The sequence below is a fragment of the Enterobacter sp. D2 genome, assembly GCF_034427575.1.
Lineage (GTDB): Bacteria > Pseudomonadota > Gammaproteobacteria > Enterobacterales > Enterobacteriaceae > Enterobacter > Enterobacter cloacae_M.
The window spans coordinates 132,608-152,321 of the sequence record NZ_JAXQPP010000001.1; the positions used below are offsets into that span (position 1 = coordinate 132,608).

At 53.3% G+C, this 19,714-nt stretch carries 17 protein-coding genes; 9 read left to right on the top strand and 8 right to left on the bottom strand.

Annotated features, from left to right (window positions below; translation table 11 throughout):
• From SPG90_RS00645 to SPG90_RS00670, 6 genes are all read right to left on the bottom strand, one after another.
• Positions 1-327 (bottom strand): cytochrome o ubiquinol oxidase subunit IV, encoded by a 327-nt coding sequence (locus SPG90_RS00645; RefSeq protein WP_006176899.1) that lies wholly within the window; start codon positions 325-327, stop codon positions 1-3.
• On the bottom strand, positions 327-941 hold the full coding sequence (locus tag SPG90_RS00650; protein WP_014168863.1) for a cytochrome o ubiquinol oxidase subunit III: 615 nt from the start codon (positions 939-941) through the stop codon (positions 327-329). The genes SPG90_RS00645 and SPG90_RS00650 overlap by 1 nt, the downstream gene beginning before the upstream one ends.
• Positions 931-2,922 carry a cytochrome o ubiquinol oxidase subunit I gene (gene cyoB, locus SPG90_RS00655; RefSeq protein WP_014168864.1) on the bottom strand — a complete coding sequence of 664 codons (1,992 nt, stop codon included), beginning with the start codon at positions 2,920-2,922 and terminating at the stop codon, positions 931-933. Before cyoB ends, SPG90_RS00650 begins: the two co-directional genes overlap by 11 nt.
• A gap of 16 nt (positions 2,923-2,938) precedes the next feature.
• Positions 2,939-3,886, bottom strand: coding sequence for a cytochrome o ubiquinol oxidase subunit II (gene cyoA / locus SPG90_RS00660; protein ID WP_014882770.1), 948 nt, complete (start codon positions 3,884-3,886; stop codon positions 2,939-2,941).
• A 477-nt stretch (positions 3,887-4,363) separates the two neighbouring features.
• Positions 4,364-5,839: a muropeptide MFS transporter AmpG gene (gene ampG, locus SPG90_RS00665; protein WP_047173811.1), complete on the bottom strand. Its 1,476-nt coding sequence runs from the start codon at positions 5,837-5,839 to the stop codon at positions 4,364-4,366.
• Positions 5,840-5,885: 46 nt separating this feature from the next.
• Positions 5,886-6,464 (bottom strand): lipoprotein, encoded by a 579-nt coding sequence (locus tag SPG90_RS00670; protein WP_023310568.1) that lies wholly within the window; start codon positions 6,462-6,464, stop codon positions 5,886-5,888.
• Between the two features lie 305 nt (positions 6,465-6,769).
• Here SPG90_RS00670 and bolA point away from each other — a divergent pair, with 305 nt between their 5' ends.
• The 9 genes from bolA to SPG90_RS00715 all read left to right on the top strand — a co-directional run bounded on the left by bolA (position 6,770) and on the right by SPG90_RS00715 (position 17,133).
• A complete protein-coding gene (bolA, locus tag SPG90_RS00675) occupies positions 6,770-7,087 on the top strand; it encodes a transcriptional regulator BolA (RefSeq protein WP_021241655.1) in 318 nt (105 codons plus the stop codon).
• A gap of 330 nt (positions 7,088-7,417) precedes the next feature.
• On the top strand, positions 7,418-8,716 hold the full coding sequence (gene tig / locus SPG90_RS00680) for a trigger factor (protein WP_126302957.1): 1,299 nt from the start codon (positions 7,418-7,420) through the stop codon (positions 8,714-8,716).
• 260 nt (positions 8,717-8,976) lie between these two features.
• Positions 8,977-9,600 (top strand): ATP-dependent Clp endopeptidase proteolytic subunit ClpP, encoded by a 624-nt coding sequence (gene clpP, locus SPG90_RS00685; protein ID WP_010428105.1) that lies wholly within the window; start codon positions 8,977-8,979, stop codon positions 9,598-9,600.
• A gap of 126 nt (positions 9,601-9,726) precedes the next feature.
• Positions 9,727-11,001, top strand: a complete 1,275-nt coding sequence (clpX, locus tag SPG90_RS00690; protein ID WP_023310570.1) for an ATP-dependent protease ATP-binding subunit ClpX — start codon at positions 9,727-9,729, stop codon at positions 10,999-11,001.
• A 183-nt stretch (positions 11,002-11,184) separates the two neighbouring features.
• Complete coding sequence (gene lon / locus SPG90_RS00695) at positions 11,185-13,539, top strand: endopeptidase La (protein WP_045400678.1); 2,355 nt, start codon at positions 11,185-11,187, stop codon at positions 13,537-13,539.
• Between the two features lie 210 nt (positions 13,540-13,749).
• Positions 13,750-14,022, top strand: a complete 273-nt coding sequence (gene hupB / locus SPG90_RS00700; protein ID WP_002444653.1) for a nucleoid-associated protein HU-beta — start codon at positions 13,750-13,752, stop codon at positions 14,020-14,022.
• A 212-nt stretch (positions 14,023-14,234) separates the two neighbouring features.
• The gene (gene ppiD, locus SPG90_RS00705; RefSeq protein WP_126302956.1) at positions 14,235-16,106 is read left to right on the top strand and encodes a peptidylprolyl isomerase; all 1,872 of its coding nucleotides are present in this window, start codon (positions 14,235-14,237) and stop codon (positions 16,104-16,106) included.
• A gap of 148 nt (positions 16,107-16,254) precedes the next feature.
• Entirely contained in the window at positions 16,255-16,635 is a 381-nt protein-coding gene (locus SPG90_RS00710) for a helix-hairpin-helix domain-containing protein (RefSeq protein ID WP_045400681.1), read from the top strand.
• Between the two features lie 99 nt (positions 16,636-16,734).
• Positions 16,735-17,133 (top strand): YbgC/FadM family acyl-CoA thioesterase, encoded by a 399-nt coding sequence (locus SPG90_RS00715; RefSeq protein WP_024906822.1) that lies wholly within the window; start codon positions 16,735-16,737, stop codon positions 17,131-17,133.
• A gap of 61 nt (positions 17,134-17,194) precedes the next feature.
• Here the strand turns inward: SPG90_RS00715 and queC are convergent, their stop codons facing one another.
• Positions 17,195-17,890, bottom strand: coding sequence for a 7-cyano-7-deazaguanine synthase QueC (gene queC, locus SPG90_RS00720; protein WP_023310577.1), 696 nt, complete (start codon positions 17,888-17,890; stop codon positions 17,195-17,197).
• Between the two features lie 29 nt (positions 17,891-17,919).
• Positions 17,920-19,656 carry an SgrR family transcriptional regulator gene (locus SPG90_RS00725; protein WP_045400832.1) on the bottom strand — a complete coding sequence of 579 codons (1,737 nt, stop codon included), beginning with the start codon at positions 19,654-19,656 and terminating at the stop codon, positions 17,920-17,922.
• Between the last annotated feature and the right edge of the window lie 58 nt (positions 19,657-19,714).

Consider the following 19,714-nt stretch of genomic DNA (forward strand, 5'->3'; position numbering starts at 1 on the left):
TTAGTGAACCATCATGTTGTAGTTGAGGTTCCACATAATCCAGATGGAACCGACTACCAGGATAGCGATGATAATCACGGTAAAGATAAAGGCGGTCATATTCCAGCCTTCATCGGACTTGGTGTTCATGTGCAGGAAGCAAACCAGATGCACCAGAATCTGAATCACCGCGGTCACCAGGATTGCACCCAGAATAACCGGCTTAGACGCAGAACCGCTCATCACCATCCAGAACGGGATCACCGTCAGGATGATCGACAGGATGAAACCTGTCATGTAGGTTTTTACGCTACCGTGGGAAGCGCCATGATCGTTTGAATGACTCATTACATCGCCCCCATCAGATATACAACAGAGAACACACAGATCCACACCACGTCCAGGAAGTGCCAGAACAGGCTCAGGCACAGGATACGGGTACGGTTAGTACTGGTCAGGCCGCGACGGGAAATCTGGAACATCAGTACTGCCATCCAGATCAGACCGGAGGTGACGTGCAGACCGTGGGTACCGACCAGCGCGAAGAACGCTGACAGGAAGCCACTGCGATCCGGGCCGAAGCCTTCCATGATCAGGTGATGGAATTCATAGATTTCCATCCCGATAAATCCAGCACCAAACAGCCAGGTCAACGCCAGCCAGGACACAACCTGGCTCTTGTTGTTTTTGTACATGGCGATAGCCGCCATGCCGTAGGTGATGGAGCTGAATAACAGCAGTGCGGTTTCAACCAGAACGAACGGCAGTTCAAAGATGTCCTTGCCAGCCGGGCCGCCCGCCGTGCCGTTCACCAGAACGGCATAGGTCGCGAACAGACAGCAGAACAGAATGCAGTCGCTCATCAGGTAGATCCAGAAACCGAAGACTTTGGTCGGTCCTGTATCGTGGTGCGCATGCTCATGCGCGTGGGCAGTTGAGTGCGCCAGAGTATCAGTTGCCATTTTTCAGCCCCGCTTTAGAAATCTCGTCGAAATGCTGGTTTTCCAGCTTCTCAACTTCACGGACTGGTACGTAGTAGTCCACGTCCTCGTCAAAGCTCTTCACAATCCAGCTGATTACGATGCCGGCGAAGCCAACAATCGCCATCCACCAGATGTGCCAGATCATTGCGAAACCAAATACCGTTGCGAAGGCGGCAATCACAATGCCCGCACCGCTGTTTTTCGGCATGTGGATCTCTTCGTAATGAGCAGGTTGCTTGTACGCTTCACCTTTTTCTTTCATTTCCCAGAATGCGTCGCGTTCATGAACCTGCGGCACGATGGCAAAGTTATAGAAAGGAGGTGGAGAAGAGGTTGCCCACTCCAGCGTACGGCCACCCCATGGGTCACCGGTCAGGTCACGATTCTGGTCGCGGTCGCGAATAGACACGTAGAACTGAATCAGCTGAGACGCGATACCACAAGCAATCAGCACGGCACCGCCCGCTGCAACCATCAGCATTGGGTGGAACTGCGGATCGATCTGCTGGCTCAGACGACGGGTCATACCCATGAAGCCCAGCACGTACAGCGGCATAAATGCTACGAAGAAGCCGATGATCCAGAACCAGAACGCGCGTTTACCCCATTTTTCGTTCAGCGTGAAGCCGAACGCTTTTGGCCACCAGTAGGTTACGCCAGCGAAGCAGCCGAAGACCACGCCACCGATGATAACGTTATGGAAGTGCGCAATCAGGAACAGGCTGTTGTGCAGAACGAAGTCAGCGCCTGGTACCGCCAGCAGTACGCCGGTCATCCCACCTACGGAGAAGGTCACGATGAAGCCGATAGTCCACAGCATTGCTGAGTGGAACACGATGCGGCCCTGGTACATGGTGAACAGCCAGTTGAAGATCTTCACCCCGGTAGGGATGGCGATAATCATGGTGGTAATACCGAAGAAGGCGTTTACGTTCGCGCCCGCACCCATGGTGAAGAAGTGGTGCAGCCAAACGATGAACGACAGAACGGTAATACACACGGTTGCCCACACCAGAGAGGTGTAACCAAACAGACGTTTACGCGAGAAGGTTGCCGCGATTTCGGAGAACACACCGAACACAGGCAGAACCAGAATGTACACTTCCGGGTGACCCCAGGCCCAAATCAGGTTGATGTACATCATCATGTTGCCACCCATATCATTCGTGAAGAAATGGGTGCCCAGGTAGCGGTCCAGGGTCAGCAGCGCGATGGTGACGGTCAGAATTGGGAAGGAGGCAATAATCAGGATGTTGGCGCACAGAGATGCCCAGGTAAATACCGGCATCTTGAACATGGTCATGCCAGGGGCACGCATCTTGATAATGGTCACGAAGAAGTTGATACCGGTCAGGGTAGTACCGACACCGGAGAGCTGAAGCGCCCAAATCCAGTAGTCGACGCCAACGCCTGGACTGTACTCAATTCCTGACAGCGGCGGGTAAGCCAGCCAGCCGGTCTGCGCGAATTCGCCCACACCCAGTGACAGGTTAACCAGGATAACGCCGACAACCGTGAACCAGAAGCTCAGGTTGTTCAGGAACGGGAACGCCACGTCGCGCGCGCCGATTTGCAGCGGAACGACAACGTTCATCAGACCGATAACCAGCGGCATCGCCACGAAGAAGATCATGATAACGCCGTGGGCGGTAAAGATCTGATCGTAGTGGTGCGGTGGCAGGAAGCCGGCTTCACCCGCAGAAGCGAGTGCCTGCTGGCTACGCATCATGATCGCATCCGCAAAGCCACGAATTAACATGACGATACCGACGATGCAGTACATGATACCGAGTTTTTTGTGGTCAACCGAAGTCAGCCACTCGTTCCACAGGTAGCTCCACTTACCGAAGTAAGTGATCAGGGCCAGTAAGGCCGCGCCACCAATGATAATTGCAGCCACCGTAACCACGATAATCGGTTCATGGTAGGGCACTGCATCCAGTGTCAATTTTCCGAACATTTTCTTCCTCGGCCCCTTAGTGAGCGGTTTCCGCGTGGCTCATGTCCATGCCTTCCATACCTTCGTGCGCGCTGTGCTCGCCTTCAGGCTGGGTCATGTCCATGCTCTTGCCGTGATCCATAAATTTGCCAATAACGTCTTTGAACAAATCTGGTTTCACATTAGAGAAGTACTCCACCTTGTTGTATTCGCTTGGTGCAGCCACTTTTTCGAACGCCGCCATGTCAGACATGGTGTTTGGAGACTGCTTCGCTTTTTCAACCCACTGGTCGAAAGCGGCACGGTCTGGCGTCGCAATAGCTTTGAACTTCATACCTGAGAAGCCCGGGCCGCTATAGCTGGCGGAGATACCATCATAGGTGCCTGCTTCATTCGCGATCAGGTGCAGGTTGGTCTGCATACCGGCCATCGCGTAAATCTGGCTACCCAGACGTGGGATGAAGAAGGAGTTCATTACGGAGTTGGAGGTCACTTTGAACTGAACCGGAGTGTTCGCCGGGAAGGCGATTTCATTCACGGTAGCAATACCCTGCTCTGGATAGATGAAGAACCATTTCCAGTCCATGGAGACCACTTCAATGGTAATAGGTTTCTCATCGTGAACCAGCGGTTTGCTTGGCTCAAGTGCGTGAGTGGTTTTCCAGGTCAGTACGGCAAGGAACAGGATGATCAGAATAGGAACCGTCCAGACCACAGCTTCCACTTTATTGGAGTGTGACCAGTTAGGGCTATACTTCGCATCTTTATTGCTCGCACGATACTTCCAGGCGAAACCAACAGCCATCAAAATGGCAGGAATAACCACAATCAACATCAGGCCAAAAGCCGTCAATATCAGTGAACGTTGTTCCAGTCCAATCTGTCCTTTGGGGTCTAGTAGTGCAGAATCGCAGCCACTGAGTAATACAGTGCCCGCGAATAATGACAACCATCCCAAACTTTTATTGTATTTCCCGAGTCTCATTTAACGACCTCAATTCCACGGAGTCTGGTGGCGTTTAAAGTGTGCGGGCATTTTACGGGAAGGTTACATTACTGTAAACATCATTAGGCCTGTGTCAGGAAGGTGTTACCGGGTTCTGCCGCACGTGTCACAAGTGTTGCAAATTATGTCGGTTTTTATGACCGAAGCCGCACGGCATGGGCTTTATAACGAAAGGACCCCCAAGCATACCCTAAAAGGGGCAATTGGTATAACCATTGTTAAAAATAAACAAAAAATTAACAATTAATTATCAATAAAAAGACATCTAAAAAACGAAAAATCAAACTCTCGTATGCTGAATCGTTTAATGAAAAATAGCGTTTTGGAGTGGGAGCCAATAATTTCCAAATCCTATCCCGCACAAATCAACAAATATTTTTTTTGCGGTTGGCGGCTATTTCACCGTTATAATTTCAGTTAGTGATTACAACGGGAAATAACCTTTCGCATTTTTCTTCAGGTCATCTGCGTTTTACGCAACGCCATGAAATCGAGCAGACCTCCGATCAGGATCCCGGCGATAGCCAGCAGGGCGCCTGCGTCCAGCAGAAGGGCTTCGAAAGGGAGTACCAGAGAGGTGCTGGCATTGATAATAAGCACCACAAGCCAGAGCGCCAGAGCGATACAGCCCGCCATTAACAGACGTAGCGCAAAACGGTAAGCGCGGCGATATTCGGTGCGCGGCATAAAATGTTCTGTCCGCTGGGTATATTCAAGCGTCTGACGGCAGACCAGCAGCAATAAAATTCCCGGCACGGCAGCCACGACCGAGAAGAGATAAAATGTTGGCCAGCCATGGGCTTCCACAAACCAGCCGGCAATCGGGCCAACGTAAACACGCCCAACGGCGGAGAGCGCCGAGAGCAGCGCGAACTGGGTAGCGGAAAACGACTTGTTGCACAGGGTCATCAGCAGGGCGACAAACGCCGCGGTTCCCATGCCGCCGCAGAGGTTTTCGAAGAACACCGCCGCGGCCATGCTGATCGTATGTTTGTCGGTAATCGACAGCAGCCAGTAGCCTGCGTTAGAGGCACCCTGAAGGATGCCGAAAATCAGCAGCGCGCGAAACAGCGTCAGGCGCTGCATCAATACGCCACCATAAAGCGCGCCGACGATGGTCGCAAACAGCCCCAGCGTTTTATTCACCACGCCGACTTCACCGGCGTCAAAGCCGACGCCCCGGATCAGGAAGGTGGTGGTGAGGCTCATGGCAAAGGCATCGCCCAGCTTATAAAGGACGATAAGCAGCAGGATCAGCCAGGCGTTGTTGCGGCCAAAGAAGTCACGGAGCGGTTCGGCGACGGCCTGCTCCAGCGAGCGGGGAACCGGGATGACGTCACTCGGTTCGGGCGCGAACAGCGTCGCGATAATGCAGGGGATCAGCAGGGCGGCCATCAGCCAGTACATGCCCTGCCAGCCGAGGTAACGATCGGCGAGCCACAGCGCCAGCCCGCCGGAGACCAGCATCCCGAGGCGATAGCCCAGCACGCTGATTGCCGCACCGGCGCCGCGCTCTTCCGCAGGTAACACGTCCGTCTTCCAGGCGTCGAACACGATATCCTGAGAGGCGGAACAGAAGGCAATCACCACCGCAAGCGCGGCCATCCAGCGAAGCTGGGTGGTGGGTTCAAGAAATCCCATCGCCGCAATAGCCAGCAGCAGCAGGATCTGCGTCATCACTAACCAGCCGCGTCGACGCCCGAGGAAAGGCGGCGTATAGCGATCCATGACCGGAGACCACAGGAACTTAAAGACATAGGCCTGGCCGACAAGCGAGAAGAAACCGATGGTTTTAAGATCTATGTTATCAACCGTCATCCACGCCTGAAGCGTGCCGGAAGTGAGTGCGAGGGGTAAACCCGAGGCGAAGCCGAGGATCAGCAGGATAGCTGATTTCGGTTGCTGGAAAATGCGTAAGTAGTGGCTGGACATGTTCTTATAAAACTGACCCGGTGATACACCGGGTCAGAGAGCGGGATTAACGCGCGTTCTGCTTGATAAAGTCGTGAATACTGGTGTCCTGCGCCATATCGGCAATGGTGTCGGTCAGCACGCTGTTCACGGCGTTAGCAATGTTCTGGTTAGAAGCCTGGAAGGCACCTTCAACAGAATAGCTGGCGCGGTAGTTTTTGGTCATCTTGTTGCCATTCTTCGCGGTGGCAATGATGGCGATATCCGCTTTGGTCGCGATGTTGTAGCGCACGTTGCCCTGTGACACGTCAGCGTACAGGTTGTTCACGATGATCTGCAGATCGACCGCGCCGCTTGGGCCAATCATGTAGCCGCGAGCGGTCATCTGTTTCTCCAGCACTTCCTGGAGCAGGAAGCGCAGGTCGCGGGACGCGGTGAGGGTAACCTGCTGGTTATCGCGGGTCACTTTTGCCAGCGCCTGATCCTGACGCTGATCGGCACCGTTAATGCTCACGGTGACGCCCATCAAGCTTGGGTCCTGCTGAGGCAGGGTGATTTTTGGTGAGACATCAATAGTGGTTGGCGGAGTAGCGCAGCCTGCCAGCATAAAAAGGGCTACCAACGGAAAGAAGAGTTTTTTTAACATTTTCGGGTTCTCAACGAATCGTAAGCATATAAAGAGAAAAATTGCCGCCATCATAACATCGCCAACGGCGAGGGGAAGTGGTCAACGCATGTAAATTCATCGCCTTGTCCGAAAACTGACCAGTTCACCGTTTTTCCCAATCCGTGTATGACAAAACGTATGAGTCTCACAGTGAACTTCATTCGTTTGAATGAGAAAATCAGACGAAAGCTAAATATTTGTTGTCAAGGTGTAATGGAAACGGTAAAAGCGGCTAACATTTAAAGGGATGGGTGACATCCTGGCGTTGTCGGAGGAGTAATTTCATGATGATACGTGAGCATATAGAAGATAAATTAAGGGCAGCGTTCAACCCTGTGTTCCTCGAAGTCGTCGACGAAAGCTATCGTCATAACGTGCCGGCAGGTTCTGAAAGCCACTTTAAAGTGGTTCTGGTTAGCGATCGCTTCACGGGAGAACGTTTCCTGAATCGACACCGCTTGATCTACAGCACCTTGACGGAAGAACTCTCCACGACCGTGCATGCGCTGGCACTGCATACCTACACCATTAAGGAATGGGAAGGCCTGCAGGATACGGTTTTCGCATCGCCTCCCTGTCGCGGTGCAGGCACTATCGCCTGATAAATCGGATTTGCAACGGCTGGAGCTTTTCCAGTATGTTGCTTACAGATTTCCTCAAAACGGCCTCCGGGCCGTTTTGTTTTGTTTGAGTTTTGAGCGGATGGTGCGATTTTAAGGCTAAAAATAGCCTTAAAGTGTGAAAAAAGCCGCAGCAACATGCCCCAACCGTTCTCGACTCACCTAAGTGATGCCGCTATAATGCCGCGTCTTATTGAATGTCTTCGGGATGATTCTGGCGACAGGGAATGTGGATCTGCACTAAGAGAGCATCCCGGTATAACAGACAGATTCAGAGTTGACCGAGCACTGTGATTTTTTTGAGGTAACAAGATGCAAGTTTCAGTTGAAACCACTCAAGGCCTTGGCCGCCGTGTAACGATTACTATCGCTGCTGACAGCATCGAAACTGCTGTGAAAAGCGAGCTGGTCAACGTAGCAAAAAAAGTACGTATTGACGGCTTCCGCAAGGGCAAAGTACCAATGAATGTTGTTGCTCAGCGTTATGGCGCTTCCGTGCGTCAGGATGTGCTGGGTGAACTGATGAGCCGTAACTTTATCGATGCGATCATCAAAGAAAAAATCAATCCGGCCGGTGCGCCGAACTACGTTCCTGGCGAATACAAACTGGGCGAAGACTTCACCTACTCCGTAGAGTTCGAAGTGTACCCGGAAGTTGAGCTGAAAGGTCTGGAATCTATCGAAGTTGAAAAACCAGTTGTTTCCGTGACTGACGAAGACGTTGACGCCATGCTGGATACCCTGCGCAAGCAGCAGGCGAACTGGAAAGAGAAAGAAGGCGCTGTTGACGCTGAAGACCGTGTCACCATCGACTTCACCGGTTCTGTAGACGGCGAAGAGTTCGAAGGCGGTAAAGCGTCTGACTTCGTACTGGCAATGGGCCAAGGGCGTATGATCCCAGGCTTCGAAGACGGTATCAAAGGCCACAAGGCTGGCGAAGAGTTCACTATCGACGTGACCTTCCCGGAAGAATACCACGCTGAAAACCTGAAAGGGAAAGCAGCGAAGTTCGTTATCAACCTGAAGAAAGTTGAAGAGCGCGAACTGCCAGAACTGACTGAAGAATTCATCAAGCGTTTCGGCGTGGAAGATGGTTCCGTAGCGGGTCTGCGTACCGAAGTGCGTAAGAACATGGAACGCGAACTGAACGGCGCGGTGCGTAACCGTGTGAAATCTCAGGCGATCGAAGGTCTGGTTAAAGCCAACGAAATCGACGTTCCAACTGCCCTGATCGACAGCGAAATCGACGTTCTGCGCCGTCAGGCTGCACAGCGTTTCGGTGGCAACCAGCAGCAAGCGATGGAACTGCCGCGCGAGCTGTTCGAAGAGCAAGCGAAACGCCGCGTTGTTGTTGGCCTGCTGCTGGGCGAAGTGATTCGTACCCACGAGCTGAAAGCTGACGAAGAGCGTGTGAAAGGCCTGATCGAAGAGATGGCTTCTGCATACGAAGATCCATCAGAAGTGATCGAGTTCTACGGTAAGAACAAAGAGCTGATGGACAACATGCGCAATGTTGCCCTGGAAGAGCAGGCTGTTGAAGCGGTACTGGCGAAAGCGAAAGTGACCGAAAAAGCGACCTCTTTCAACGAACTGATGAACCAGCAGGCGTAATTTCGCCCCAACGGTTTAAAGTTTGAACAGAAAACCCGTTGCCTTGCGGCAGCGGGTTTTTTTTATCGCAGCGATAGCCCAGGAAGAGTGCTAAAACGCCCTTTCGGTGTTAGCGTAACAACAAAAGGTTGTTATGCTTGAAATAGGGCACTGTGAACCCCATAAGTACGTAATCATGATGAATGAGACTGGCTGATAATCCGTCCGTAAGGTTACAATCAGTACAGCAGGTGTTTTCAATTTTGATCCAGGAGACGGAAATGTCATACAGTGGCGAACGAGATAACTTTGCACCCCATATGGCTCTGGTGCCAATGGTTATTGAACAGACCTCACGTGGTGAGCGTTCTTTTGATATCTATTCCCGTCTGCTCAAGGAACGCGTTATCTTTCTGACCGGCCAGGTGGAAGACCACATGGCTAACCTGATCGTGGCGCAGATGCTGTTTCTGGAAGCGGAAAACCCGGAAAAAGACATTTACCTGTACATTAACTCCCCGGGTGGCGTGATTACAGCAGGTATGTCCATTTATGACACCATGCAATTCATCAAGCCTGATGTAAGCACTATCTGTATGGGTCAGGCTGCATCTATGGGCGCGTTCCTGTTAACAGCAGGGGCGAAAGGTAAGCGTTTCTGCTTGCCAAATTCCCGCGTGATGATTCACCAGCCGCTGGGCGGTTACCAGGGGCAGGCGACGGATATCGAAATCCACGCCCGCGAAATTCTGAAAGTAAAAGCGCGCATGAATGAACTTATGGCGCAGCATACGGGTCAACCACTCGAGCAGATCGAGCGTGATACCGAGCGCGATCGCTTCCTCTCTGCTCCAGAGGCAGTTGAGTACGGCTTAGTCGACTCCGTGTTGACCCATCGTAATTGATGCCCGCGACGCGAGTGTGCCGCTATACTAAGGTAGGGCGGCACGCTGCTGATTGCAGCTTGCGTCTTAGAATGGCATTTGCGTCGTCATGTGCGGCACAAAGAACTTAAAAAGAGGTTTGGACTCATGACAGATAAACGCAAAGATGGTTCGGGCAAACTGCTGTACTGCTCTTTTTGCGGCAAAAGCCAGCATGAAGTGCGTAAACTGATTGCCGGGCCGTCCGTGTATATCTGCGACGAATGTGTCGATTTATGTAACGACATCATTCGCGAAGAGATTAAAGAAGTCGCACCGCACCGTGAGCGCAGCGCGCTGCCAACGCCGCATGAAATTCGTCATCACCTTGACGACTACGTCATCGGACAGGAGCAGGCCAAGAAAGTGCTGGCAGTAGCGGTCTACAACCACTACAAACGTCTGCGTAACGGCGACACCAGCAATGGCGTAGAACTGGGTAAAAGTAACATTCTGCTGATCGGCCCAACCGGTTCCGGTAAAACGCTGCTGGCTGAAACTCTGGCGCGCCTGCTTGATGTTCCGTTCACGATGGCGGATGCCACCACCCTGACCGAGGCCGGTTATGTGGGTGAGGACGTCGAAAACATCATCCAGAAACTGCTGCAGAAGTGCGATTACGACGTACAGAAAGCGCAGCGCGGGATTGTTTACATCGATGAGATCGACAAGATCTCCCGTAAATCAGACAACCCGTCCATTACCCGTGACGTATCGGGTGAAGGCGTACAGCAGGCACTGCTGAAACTGATTGAAGGTACGGTTGCCGCCGTTCCGCCACAGGGTGGTCGTAAACATCCGCAGCAGGAGTTCCTGCAGGTTGATACCTCCAAGATCCTGTTCATCTGTGGCGGTGCGTTTGCTGGTCTGGACAAAGTCATCTCCCACCGTGTTGAAACCGGCTCCGGCATTGGTTTTGGCGCAACGGTGAAATCGACGTCCGAAAAACCAAACGAAGGCGAACTGCTGTCTCAGGTTGAACCGGAAGATCTGATCAAATTCGGTCTGATCCCTGAATTCATCGGCCGTCTGCCGGTCGTGGCAACGCTGAATGAACTGAGCGAAGACGCGCTGATCCAGATCCTGAAAGAGCCGAAAAATGCGCTGACCAAGCAGTATCAGGCGCTGTTCAATCTGGAAGGCGTTGATCTGGAATTCCGCGACGAAGCGCTGGATGCGATTGCCAAGAAAGCGATGGTTCGTAAAACCGGTGCCCGTGGTCTGCGTTCAATTGTTGAAGCGGCACTGCTCGACACCATGTACGATCTCCCATCAATGGAAGACGTTGAGAAAGTGGTGATTGACGAGTCCGTCATTAGCGGTCAAACCAAGCCGCTGTTGATTTACGGCAAACCGGAAGCGCAGCAGGCATCTGGCGAATAATTAGCCAAATCATACAAGCAGTTAATCAAAAAGGGGGGATTTTATCTCCCCTTTTTCTTTTTCCGTATTCATAGCGTTGAATGTGTGGGAAACATCCCCATATACTGGATACATGTTAATGGTTATGTGAAGCACTGTGACATGACCAGCTTACCTGGCGGACACTAACTAAGAGAGAGCTCTATGAATCCTGAGCGTTCTGAACGCATTGAAATCCCCGTATTGCCGTTGCGCGATGTGGTGGTTTATCCGCACATGGTCATACCCTTATTTGTAGGGCGGGAAAAATCTATCCGTTGCCTTGAAGCCGCCATGGATCATGATAAAAAAATCATGCTGGTGGCGCAGAAAGAAGCATCAACGGATGAGCCGGGTGTAAACGATCTTTTCACCGTCGGGACCGTGGCCTCTATTTTGCAGATGCTGAAGCTGCCTGACGGCACCGTGAAGGTGCTGGTAGAAGGCCTGCAGCGTGCGCGTATTACCACTCTCTCAGACGACGGCGAACACTTCTCTGCCAAGGCAGAGTACCTTGATTCGCCTGAGCTTGATGAGCGCGAACAGGAAGTGCTGGTTCGCACCGCGATTAGCCAGTTTGAAGGCTATATCAAGCTGAACAAGAAAATTCCACCAGAAGTGCTGACGTCGCTGAACAGCATCGACGATCCTGCGCGTCTGGCGGACACCATCGCTGCACATATGCCGCTGAAGCTGGCTGACAAGCAGTCCGTGCTGGAAATGTCAGACGTTAACGAACGTCTGGAATACCTGATGGCGATGATGGAGTCTGAAATCGATCTGCTGCAGGTTGAGAAGCGCATTCGCAACCGCGTGAAAAAGCAGATGGAGAAATCTCAGCGCGAGTACTATCTGAATGAGCAAATGAAGGCCATTCAGAAAGAACTGGGCGAGATGGACGACGCGCCGGACGAAAACGAAGCGCTGAAGCGTAAGATTGACGCGGCCAAGATGCCGAAAGAGGCGAAAGAGAAGGCCGAAGCAGAACTGCAGAAGCTGAAAATGATGTCTCCAATGTCGGCTGAAGCGACCGTTGTTCGCGGCTACATTGAGTGGATGGTGCAGGTTCCGTGGAACGCCCGCAGCAAGGTCAAAAAAGACCTGCGTCAGGCGCAGGAAATCCTGGATACCGACCACTACGGCCTGGAGCGCGTGAAAGACCGCATTCTTGAGTACCTCGCGGTACAAAGCCGTGTAAACAAAATCAAAGGCCCAATTCTGTGCCTGGTAGGACCGCCGGGGGTGGGTAAAACCTCTCTGGGTCAGTCCATCGCCAAAGCGACCGGACGCAAGTATATCCGTATGGCGCTGGGTGGCGTACGCGATGAAGCGGAAATCCGCGGTCACCGCCGTACCTACATCGGTTCTATGCCGGGTAAACTGATCCAGAAGATGGCGAAAGTGGGGGTTAAAAACCCGCTGTTCCTGCTCGATGAGATCGACAAGATGTCGTCGGACATGCGCGGTGACCCTGCATCTGCACTGCTGGAAGTGCTTGATCCAGAACAGAACGTGGCGTTCAGCGATCACTACCTGGAAGTGGACTACGACCTGAGCGATGTGATGTTCGTGGCGACCTCCAACTCCATGAACATTCCGGCCCCGCTGCTGGACCGTATGGAAGTGATTCGTCTCTCTGGCTATACCGAAGACGAGAAGCTGAACATCGCTAAGCAGCACCTGCTGCCGAAACAGATTGAGCGTAACGCGCTGAAATCCAACGAGCTGACCGTCGAGGACAGCGCGATTATTGGCATCATTCGCTACTACACTCGCGAAGCGGGCGTGCGTAGCCTTGAGCGTGAAATCTCTAAACTGTGTCGTAAAGCGGTGAAACAGCTGCTGCTGGATAAGAGCCTGAAACACATTGTGATTAACGGCGACAATCTGCATGCGTACCTGGGCGTTCAGCGCTTTGACTACGGTCGCGCGGACAACGAAAACCGCGTTGGTCAGGTAACTGGCCTGGCATGGACGGAAGTGGGCGGCGATCTGCTGACCATCGAAACCGCCTGCGTGCCGGGCAAAGGCAAGCTGACCTACACCGGCTCGCTGGGTGAAGTGATGCAGGAATCCATCCAGGCGGCGCTGACCGTGGTGCGCGCGCGCGCGGAGAAACTGGGTATCAACCCGGATTTCTACGAAAAACGCGACATCCACGTGCACGTTCCTGAAGGGGCGACGCCGAAAGATGGCCCAAGCGCGGGTATTGCCATGTGTACCGCTCTGGTTTCCTGCCTGACTGGGAACCCGGTGCGTGCCGATGTGGCAATGACTGGTGAAATTACGCTGCGTGGCCAGGTTCTGCCGATTGGTGGTTTAAAAGAAAAACTGCTGGCGGCACACCGCGGTGGGATCAAAACCGTATTGATCCCTTACGAAAACAAACGCGATCTGGAAGAGATTCCGGACAACGTGATTGCCGACCTGCAGATCCATCCTGTGAAGCGAATTGAGGAAGTTCTCAGTCTCGCATTGCAGAATGAACCCTCCGGAATGCAGGTTGTAACCGCAAAATAGTGACCTCGCGCAAAGAGCGTCAATAAAAACAAGGCTGGTAAGTCATTTCGCACTTGCCAGCCTTTTTTTGTATAGCTAATTTAGATTGCTGATTAGGTCAGCCATCAACAACGGGTGTTGTAAGGTCATGGCAGGCCTGATATAACTGCTGCGCGGTCGCGTTGTGAAGGATTCAGGCGCGATATAAATTATAAAGAGAGGAAGAGAACAGTGAATAAATCTCAACTGATTGACAAAATTGCTGCGGGTGCTGATATTTCTAAAGCTGCAGCTGGACGTGCGTTAGATGCTTTAATTGCTTCTGTTACTGAATCTCTGCAGGCTGGGGACGACGTTGCACTGGTAGGTTTCGGTACTTTTGCTGTTAAAGAGCGTGCTGCCCGTACTGGCCGCAACCCTCAGACCGGTAAAGAGATCACCATTGCTGCTGCTAAAGTGCCGGGTTTCCGTGCAGGTAAAGCGCTGAAAGACGCAGTAAACTGATTGCTTTCCCGATTCAGGGAAGCCGGAAAGTACAAGGGCGCATCATTTGATGTGCCTTTTTTGTTTGTCCAGACCTGATTTGTGCGAGTTTATGCGAGTTGTGGGCTGACAATCGCCCCGTTTTCTTGTCACAATACGCCTTCACGCGCGACGGGCAGGATTTTCCGTCAGCGTCAGGTAACCAGTCACCTACAGCGGAGTGTTGTTACACCATGATGGACAGCTTACGCACGGCTGCTAACAGTCTCGTGCTCAAGATTATTTTCGGTATCATTATCGTGTCGTTCATATTGACCGGCGTGAGCAGTTACCTTATTGGCGGTGGCGCAAACTATGCCGCAAAAGTGAATGGCCAGGAAATCAGCCGTGGTCAGTTCGAGAATGCTTTTGCCGGTGAACGTAACCGTATGCAGCAACAGCTGGGCGACCAATTCTCTGAACTGGCAGCGAACGAAGGGTACATGAAGACCCTGCGCCAACAGACGCTGAACCGTCTTATCGACGAAGCGCTGCTTGATCAGTATGCCAAAAAACTGGGCCTTGGCATCAGTGATGAGCAGGTGAAAAAAGCCATCTTCTCCACTCAAGCCTTCCAGTCTAACGGTAAATTCGACAACGCGCGTTACAACAGCATCGTCAATCAGATGGGGATGACGGCCGACCAGTACGCTCAGGCGCTGCGTAACCAGCTGACCACCCAGCAGCTTATCAATGCCGTTGTGGGCACCGATTTCATGCTCAAAGGTGAAACGGACGAACTGGCCGCGCTGGTGGCGCAGCAGCGTGTTGTACGCGAAGCGACCATTGATGTGAACGCCCTGGCGGCGAAACAGCAGGTGAGCGATGCTGACGTTAACGCTTACTACGAGCAGAATAAGAACTCCTTTGTTTCTCCAGAGCAGTTCCGCGTGAGCTATATCAAGCTGGATGCGGCCGCGCTGCAGGAAACCGCGTCTGATGCTGAAATCCAGTCTTACTACGATCAGCATCAGGATCAGTTCACTCAGCCGCAGCGTAACCGCTACAGCGTGATTCAGACGAAAACTGAGGCCGATGCTAAAGCGGCGCTGGATGAGCTGAACAAAGGCGCTGATTTCGCGACCGTTGCGAAAGCGAAATCCACCGACATTATCTCTGCGAAAAACGGCGGTGATATGGGCTGGCTAGAAGACGCGACCACCCCTGACGAGCTGAAAAATGCCGGTCTGAAAGAGAAAGGTCAGCTTTCAGGCGTTATTAAGTCTTCCGTTGGTTTCCTGGTCGTGCGTCTGGACGACATCACTGCGGCGAAAACCAAGCCGCTGGCTGACATTCGCGATGATATCGCGGCGAAAGTGAAACAGGAAAAAGCGCTGGATGCCTATTACGCGCTGCAGCAGAAGGTGAGCGATGCTGCCAGCAACGACAACGAATCTCTGGCAGGTGCAGAGCAGGCGGCGGGCGTGAAGGCGGTTGAAACGGGCTGGTTTGGTCGTGACAACCTTCCGGAAGAGCTGAACTTTAAACCGGTTTCTGATGCTATCTTCAACGGTGGTCTGGTGGGTGAGAACGGCACGCCGGGCAGTAACTCTGACATCATTACCGTCGACGGCGATCGTGCGTTTGTGTTGCGCGTCAGCGAACACAAGCCAGAAGCGGTCAAACCGCTGGCGGAAGTGAAGGATCAGGTTATCGCTCAGGTTAAGCACAACAAAGCGGAACAGCAGGCGAAACTGGATGCTGAGAAGATTTTGTCCGATCTGAAAGCGGGTAAAGAAGACGCGCTGAAAGCGGCTGGCCTGAGCTTCGGTGAAGCGAAAACGCTGAGCCGTACCGGCCAGGACCCAATCAGCCAGGCCGCGTTTGGTCTGACGCTGCCTGCCAAGGACAAGCCAAGCTTCGGCACCACCACCGATGCACAGGGTAACGTCGTTCTGCTGGCGCTGGATGAAGTGAAAGCCGGTACCCTGCCAGAAGCGCAGAAGAAAGCGATGGTTCAGGGAATTACCCAGAACAATGCCCAGATTGCCTTCGAAGCCATGATGAGTAACCTGCGTAAAGAAGCCAAAATCAAGCTGGGTGATGTAATGACTCAGCAGCAGTAATTACGTGTCTGCTCGCAGATTTTCGTAACGCTCTGCAAAAACTAAAGGCCGCTTTCGCGGCCTTTTCCATTTCTGCAATCTGCTGTTTGTGCCGGTTTTAACTCGCGGCTATCGTGACGTGGCTGTCAACAAACAAGGAGATAACAGCATGAAATGTGGAATCAAAGCACTGTTAATTACGCTGGCTATTGCCACCACCGGGATGAGTGCGGGTGCGATGGCGTCGGCCCCCGCCGCCAAAACACAAGCTACCCAGAGCAAGTCCGACGCGGCAGCGCCGGTGCAAGGGCAAACCAAAGCGACAGACGCTGGTAAAAATGCGGATGATGACGGTACGCGGGTCAGTATCAATTCAGCCTCAGCGGAAGATCTCGCCCGCGCGATGAATGGCGTGGGCCTGAAAAAAGCGCAGGCCATCGTCAGCTACCGCGAAGAGTATGGTCCTTTCAAAACTGTCGACGATCTCAAGCAGGTGCCGGGCATGGGCAGCGCGCTGGTTGAGCGCAACCTCTCACACCTGACGTTGTAATTACGCAATTTCTTGCACTGCGGCAAAATTTTGCCAGGATAAAGAGGTCATACCAGTTATGACCTCTCTTCCTACAATAACAGTAAAGGCTATTGCGCTATGCAGACAAAAATCAAAGTACGCGGTTTTCATCTCGACGTTTATCAGCATGTGAACAATGCTCGCTATCTTGAGTTTCTTGAAGAAGCGCGCTGGGACGGGCTGGAAAATAGCGAAAGCTTTCAGTGGCTGACCGCGCACAACATCGCGTTTGTGGTCGTCAATATCAACATCAACTACCGCCGTCCGGCCGTGCTGGGTGATGTGCTCACGGTCACCAGCCAGGTGCAGCAAATCAATGGCAAAAGCGGGGTGTTAAGCCAGGTGGTGACGCTCGATCCAGAAGGGCAGGTGGTGGCTGATGCGTTGATCACTTTTGTCTGTATCGATCTGAAAACGCAGAAAGCGCTGCCGCTGGAAGGGGAGTTGCGTGAAAAGCTGGAGTTGATGATCGCGTAAGACTTGTTAAGGCGTACTCGTGCTGTCGACACCCGTTTTGTGACAGCACGGTCAAGTAGCCCTATTTTAGGCCGGTCTTTTTCTGCATCGCGGCCATCACGCCGGATTTATCGGCAAGATAGTGGTTCAGCCCGTTAGCGCGCAGATTACAGGCCGCACACTGGCCGCAACCGTCGCCTTTGATACCGTTATAGCAGGTGAGCGTTTCGCTGCGAACAAGGTCCAGCTTGCCCCAGTAGTCCGCCAGCGCCCAGGTTTCGGCTTTATCCAGCCACATGAGCGGAGTTTCAAAGCGCGTCTCTTTCGCCATCCCCAGATTAACGGCGTGGTTTAACGCTTTCACGAACTCATCACGGCAGTCCGGGTAGCCGGAGAAGTCGGTCTCGCACACGCCTGTGATCACCGCTTCGGCCTTTACCTGATAGGCGTAGATCGCCGTCAGGGTCAGGAAGAGGATATTACGGCCCGGCACGAAGGTATTCGGAATGCCGCTGGCATCGGGTTCATAGTCTGGCACAGGAATACTGTCGCGAGTGAGGCTGCTCACGGCCAGTTCATTTAACAGCGTAACGTCCAGCACCTTGTGCGCGCGTGCGCCCAGTTTCAGGGCTAGTTCACGAGCAACGTCGATTTCAGCGCGATGACGCTGACCATAATCGAAAGTGACACAGTGAACTTCATCGTACTGATGAAGGGCCTGGACCAGGCAGGTAGTAGAGTCTTGTCCTCCGCTGAACACGACGACGGCACGTTTCATAAATCATCTCGACTGTTACGGTAAAAACGTTATGTTACCGTCTGACCACGACGGCGACCAGCTTCTTCACGAGTTGGGAGCGGCAGCCAGGCTTCGGTAAAGTCAAACCAGCCGCGGGTGTTGAGGCGTATACCATTCACGCCAGGCGGAGCACTGATTTGGTATTGATAATTAAAGAGTGGCGTAAGCACCGCACTCTCCATTAGCCGGTTAAAGATGGCTTGCAGCCCCGCGTGTCTATCCTGAGCCTCGGCCTGTGTCTGTACCGCATCCAGCGTGGCTTGCAGATGAGCGTAAGCCGGAGCGCTAAGAACGTGCGGCCAGAGGGCATCGCAGCGCAGCCACTGTTCAAGCGTATATTCCGGCGCTTCGCCAATCAGCCTGTCCCCCATCATGATGTCTGCATCGGCAAGCTCCAGGCATCCGTCCCACGTCTTGGCGTCGTGAAAGATGACGGTCAGTTCACACCCCTGTAGCGCCAGGTATGCCTTCAACTGGCTGGCCATGGTGTGAAGCTCAACAGGGAGATGGTAAACCAGCGTCAACGCTTCAGGGAGGGGTACGTCCGATAAATCAGGCCATTCGGGGATGGTCCACCCGGGAAGCAGCTCCTGGGTGGGCGTGATGAGCCCTTCGTTTAGCGGAAGTGTGTGAAGAAGCCTGGAGAGATGAATGATATTGATAAGCCGCTTCGCCTGGATCTCACTCAGGCGCGCGCTCTGTTTAAGCGTGAGGTAGCAGAACCCCAGGCTGGTGCTGCTGCTTACCAGCCGCAGACTTTCCAGCTCGTCGGCCTCGCCGATCGCGATTTGCACCGGGTGACGACAGCTGGTGCCCAGGCTGTAATCAAAAAGCTGGGGAGTGATCCAGTATTCGATGGCTTTGAGCAGCGAATGGCTCAGGTGATACTGCTCATGGCTTTCCAGACGAACCAGGTCGGGCTCAAAAGCGGCCAGCCGAAAGGGGCCACTGCCAACCGCAGGATGGTCGGGATGCGCCAGACGGCTACAGTAGGTTGCCAGCCTGTGCGGCAGCCAGTAGTCCGGTTGATGCAGCGTAAACGTCAGACACTGAGGATGCGTTGTTTCGATACATAAGACGCTCTGAAACAGAGTGCGCAGGGCAGGAAGCGTCAACAGCGCTGTCAGACTTCGCTGGAGTTGTGCCGTTTCTATTTTATCGCCGTTATGCCAGTGCAGGGTGGAGCGAATGTAGAAATGCCAGCGCAGGCCGTCATCAGAGACATCCCAGTGATGCGCCAGATCGCCCGTGGGTTCACTGCTGTTACCGTTAAAACGCGTAAGGCCTGAGAACACCTGTCCCGCCAGATGCTGCTCTGCCCGGCCCGGTAAAAACCCCGGCTGAAGCGGCTCCAGAGAGCGATAGTAGGGGATGCGCAGCGTCGGCGTGTCGTTTTGCCACTGCCCGCCCAAAAAAGGATGCAGTAATGACCGCAGCGCTTCAGGGGCAAGCTGGGCCAATTCCAGCGCGTTATGCTGCTGCCCGCTTTTCAGCGCCTCTTCCATCATCGCATTGCGCAGTGACTCCGGGGCGACATGGAACGTTAGCTCACCGCGCTTACCGCGGCCAGACTGCGCTCGCCAGCTGAGCCAGCCCGCCTCCTGGGCCTGGCGCAGCAGGGTTCGGACATGCCGCTCGCTACAAAAACAGCGGGCGGCCAGCTCGCTGATGGTGACCTGTTGCGTTGCACCCTGAGAAGGCTGCCAGAGGCGGTGATACTGGTTGAGTCGATTGAGCTGGCGCATAAAAAACCCGGAACAATAATTTTCATCTATTCACTATTACTTCCGTATATCTCACACG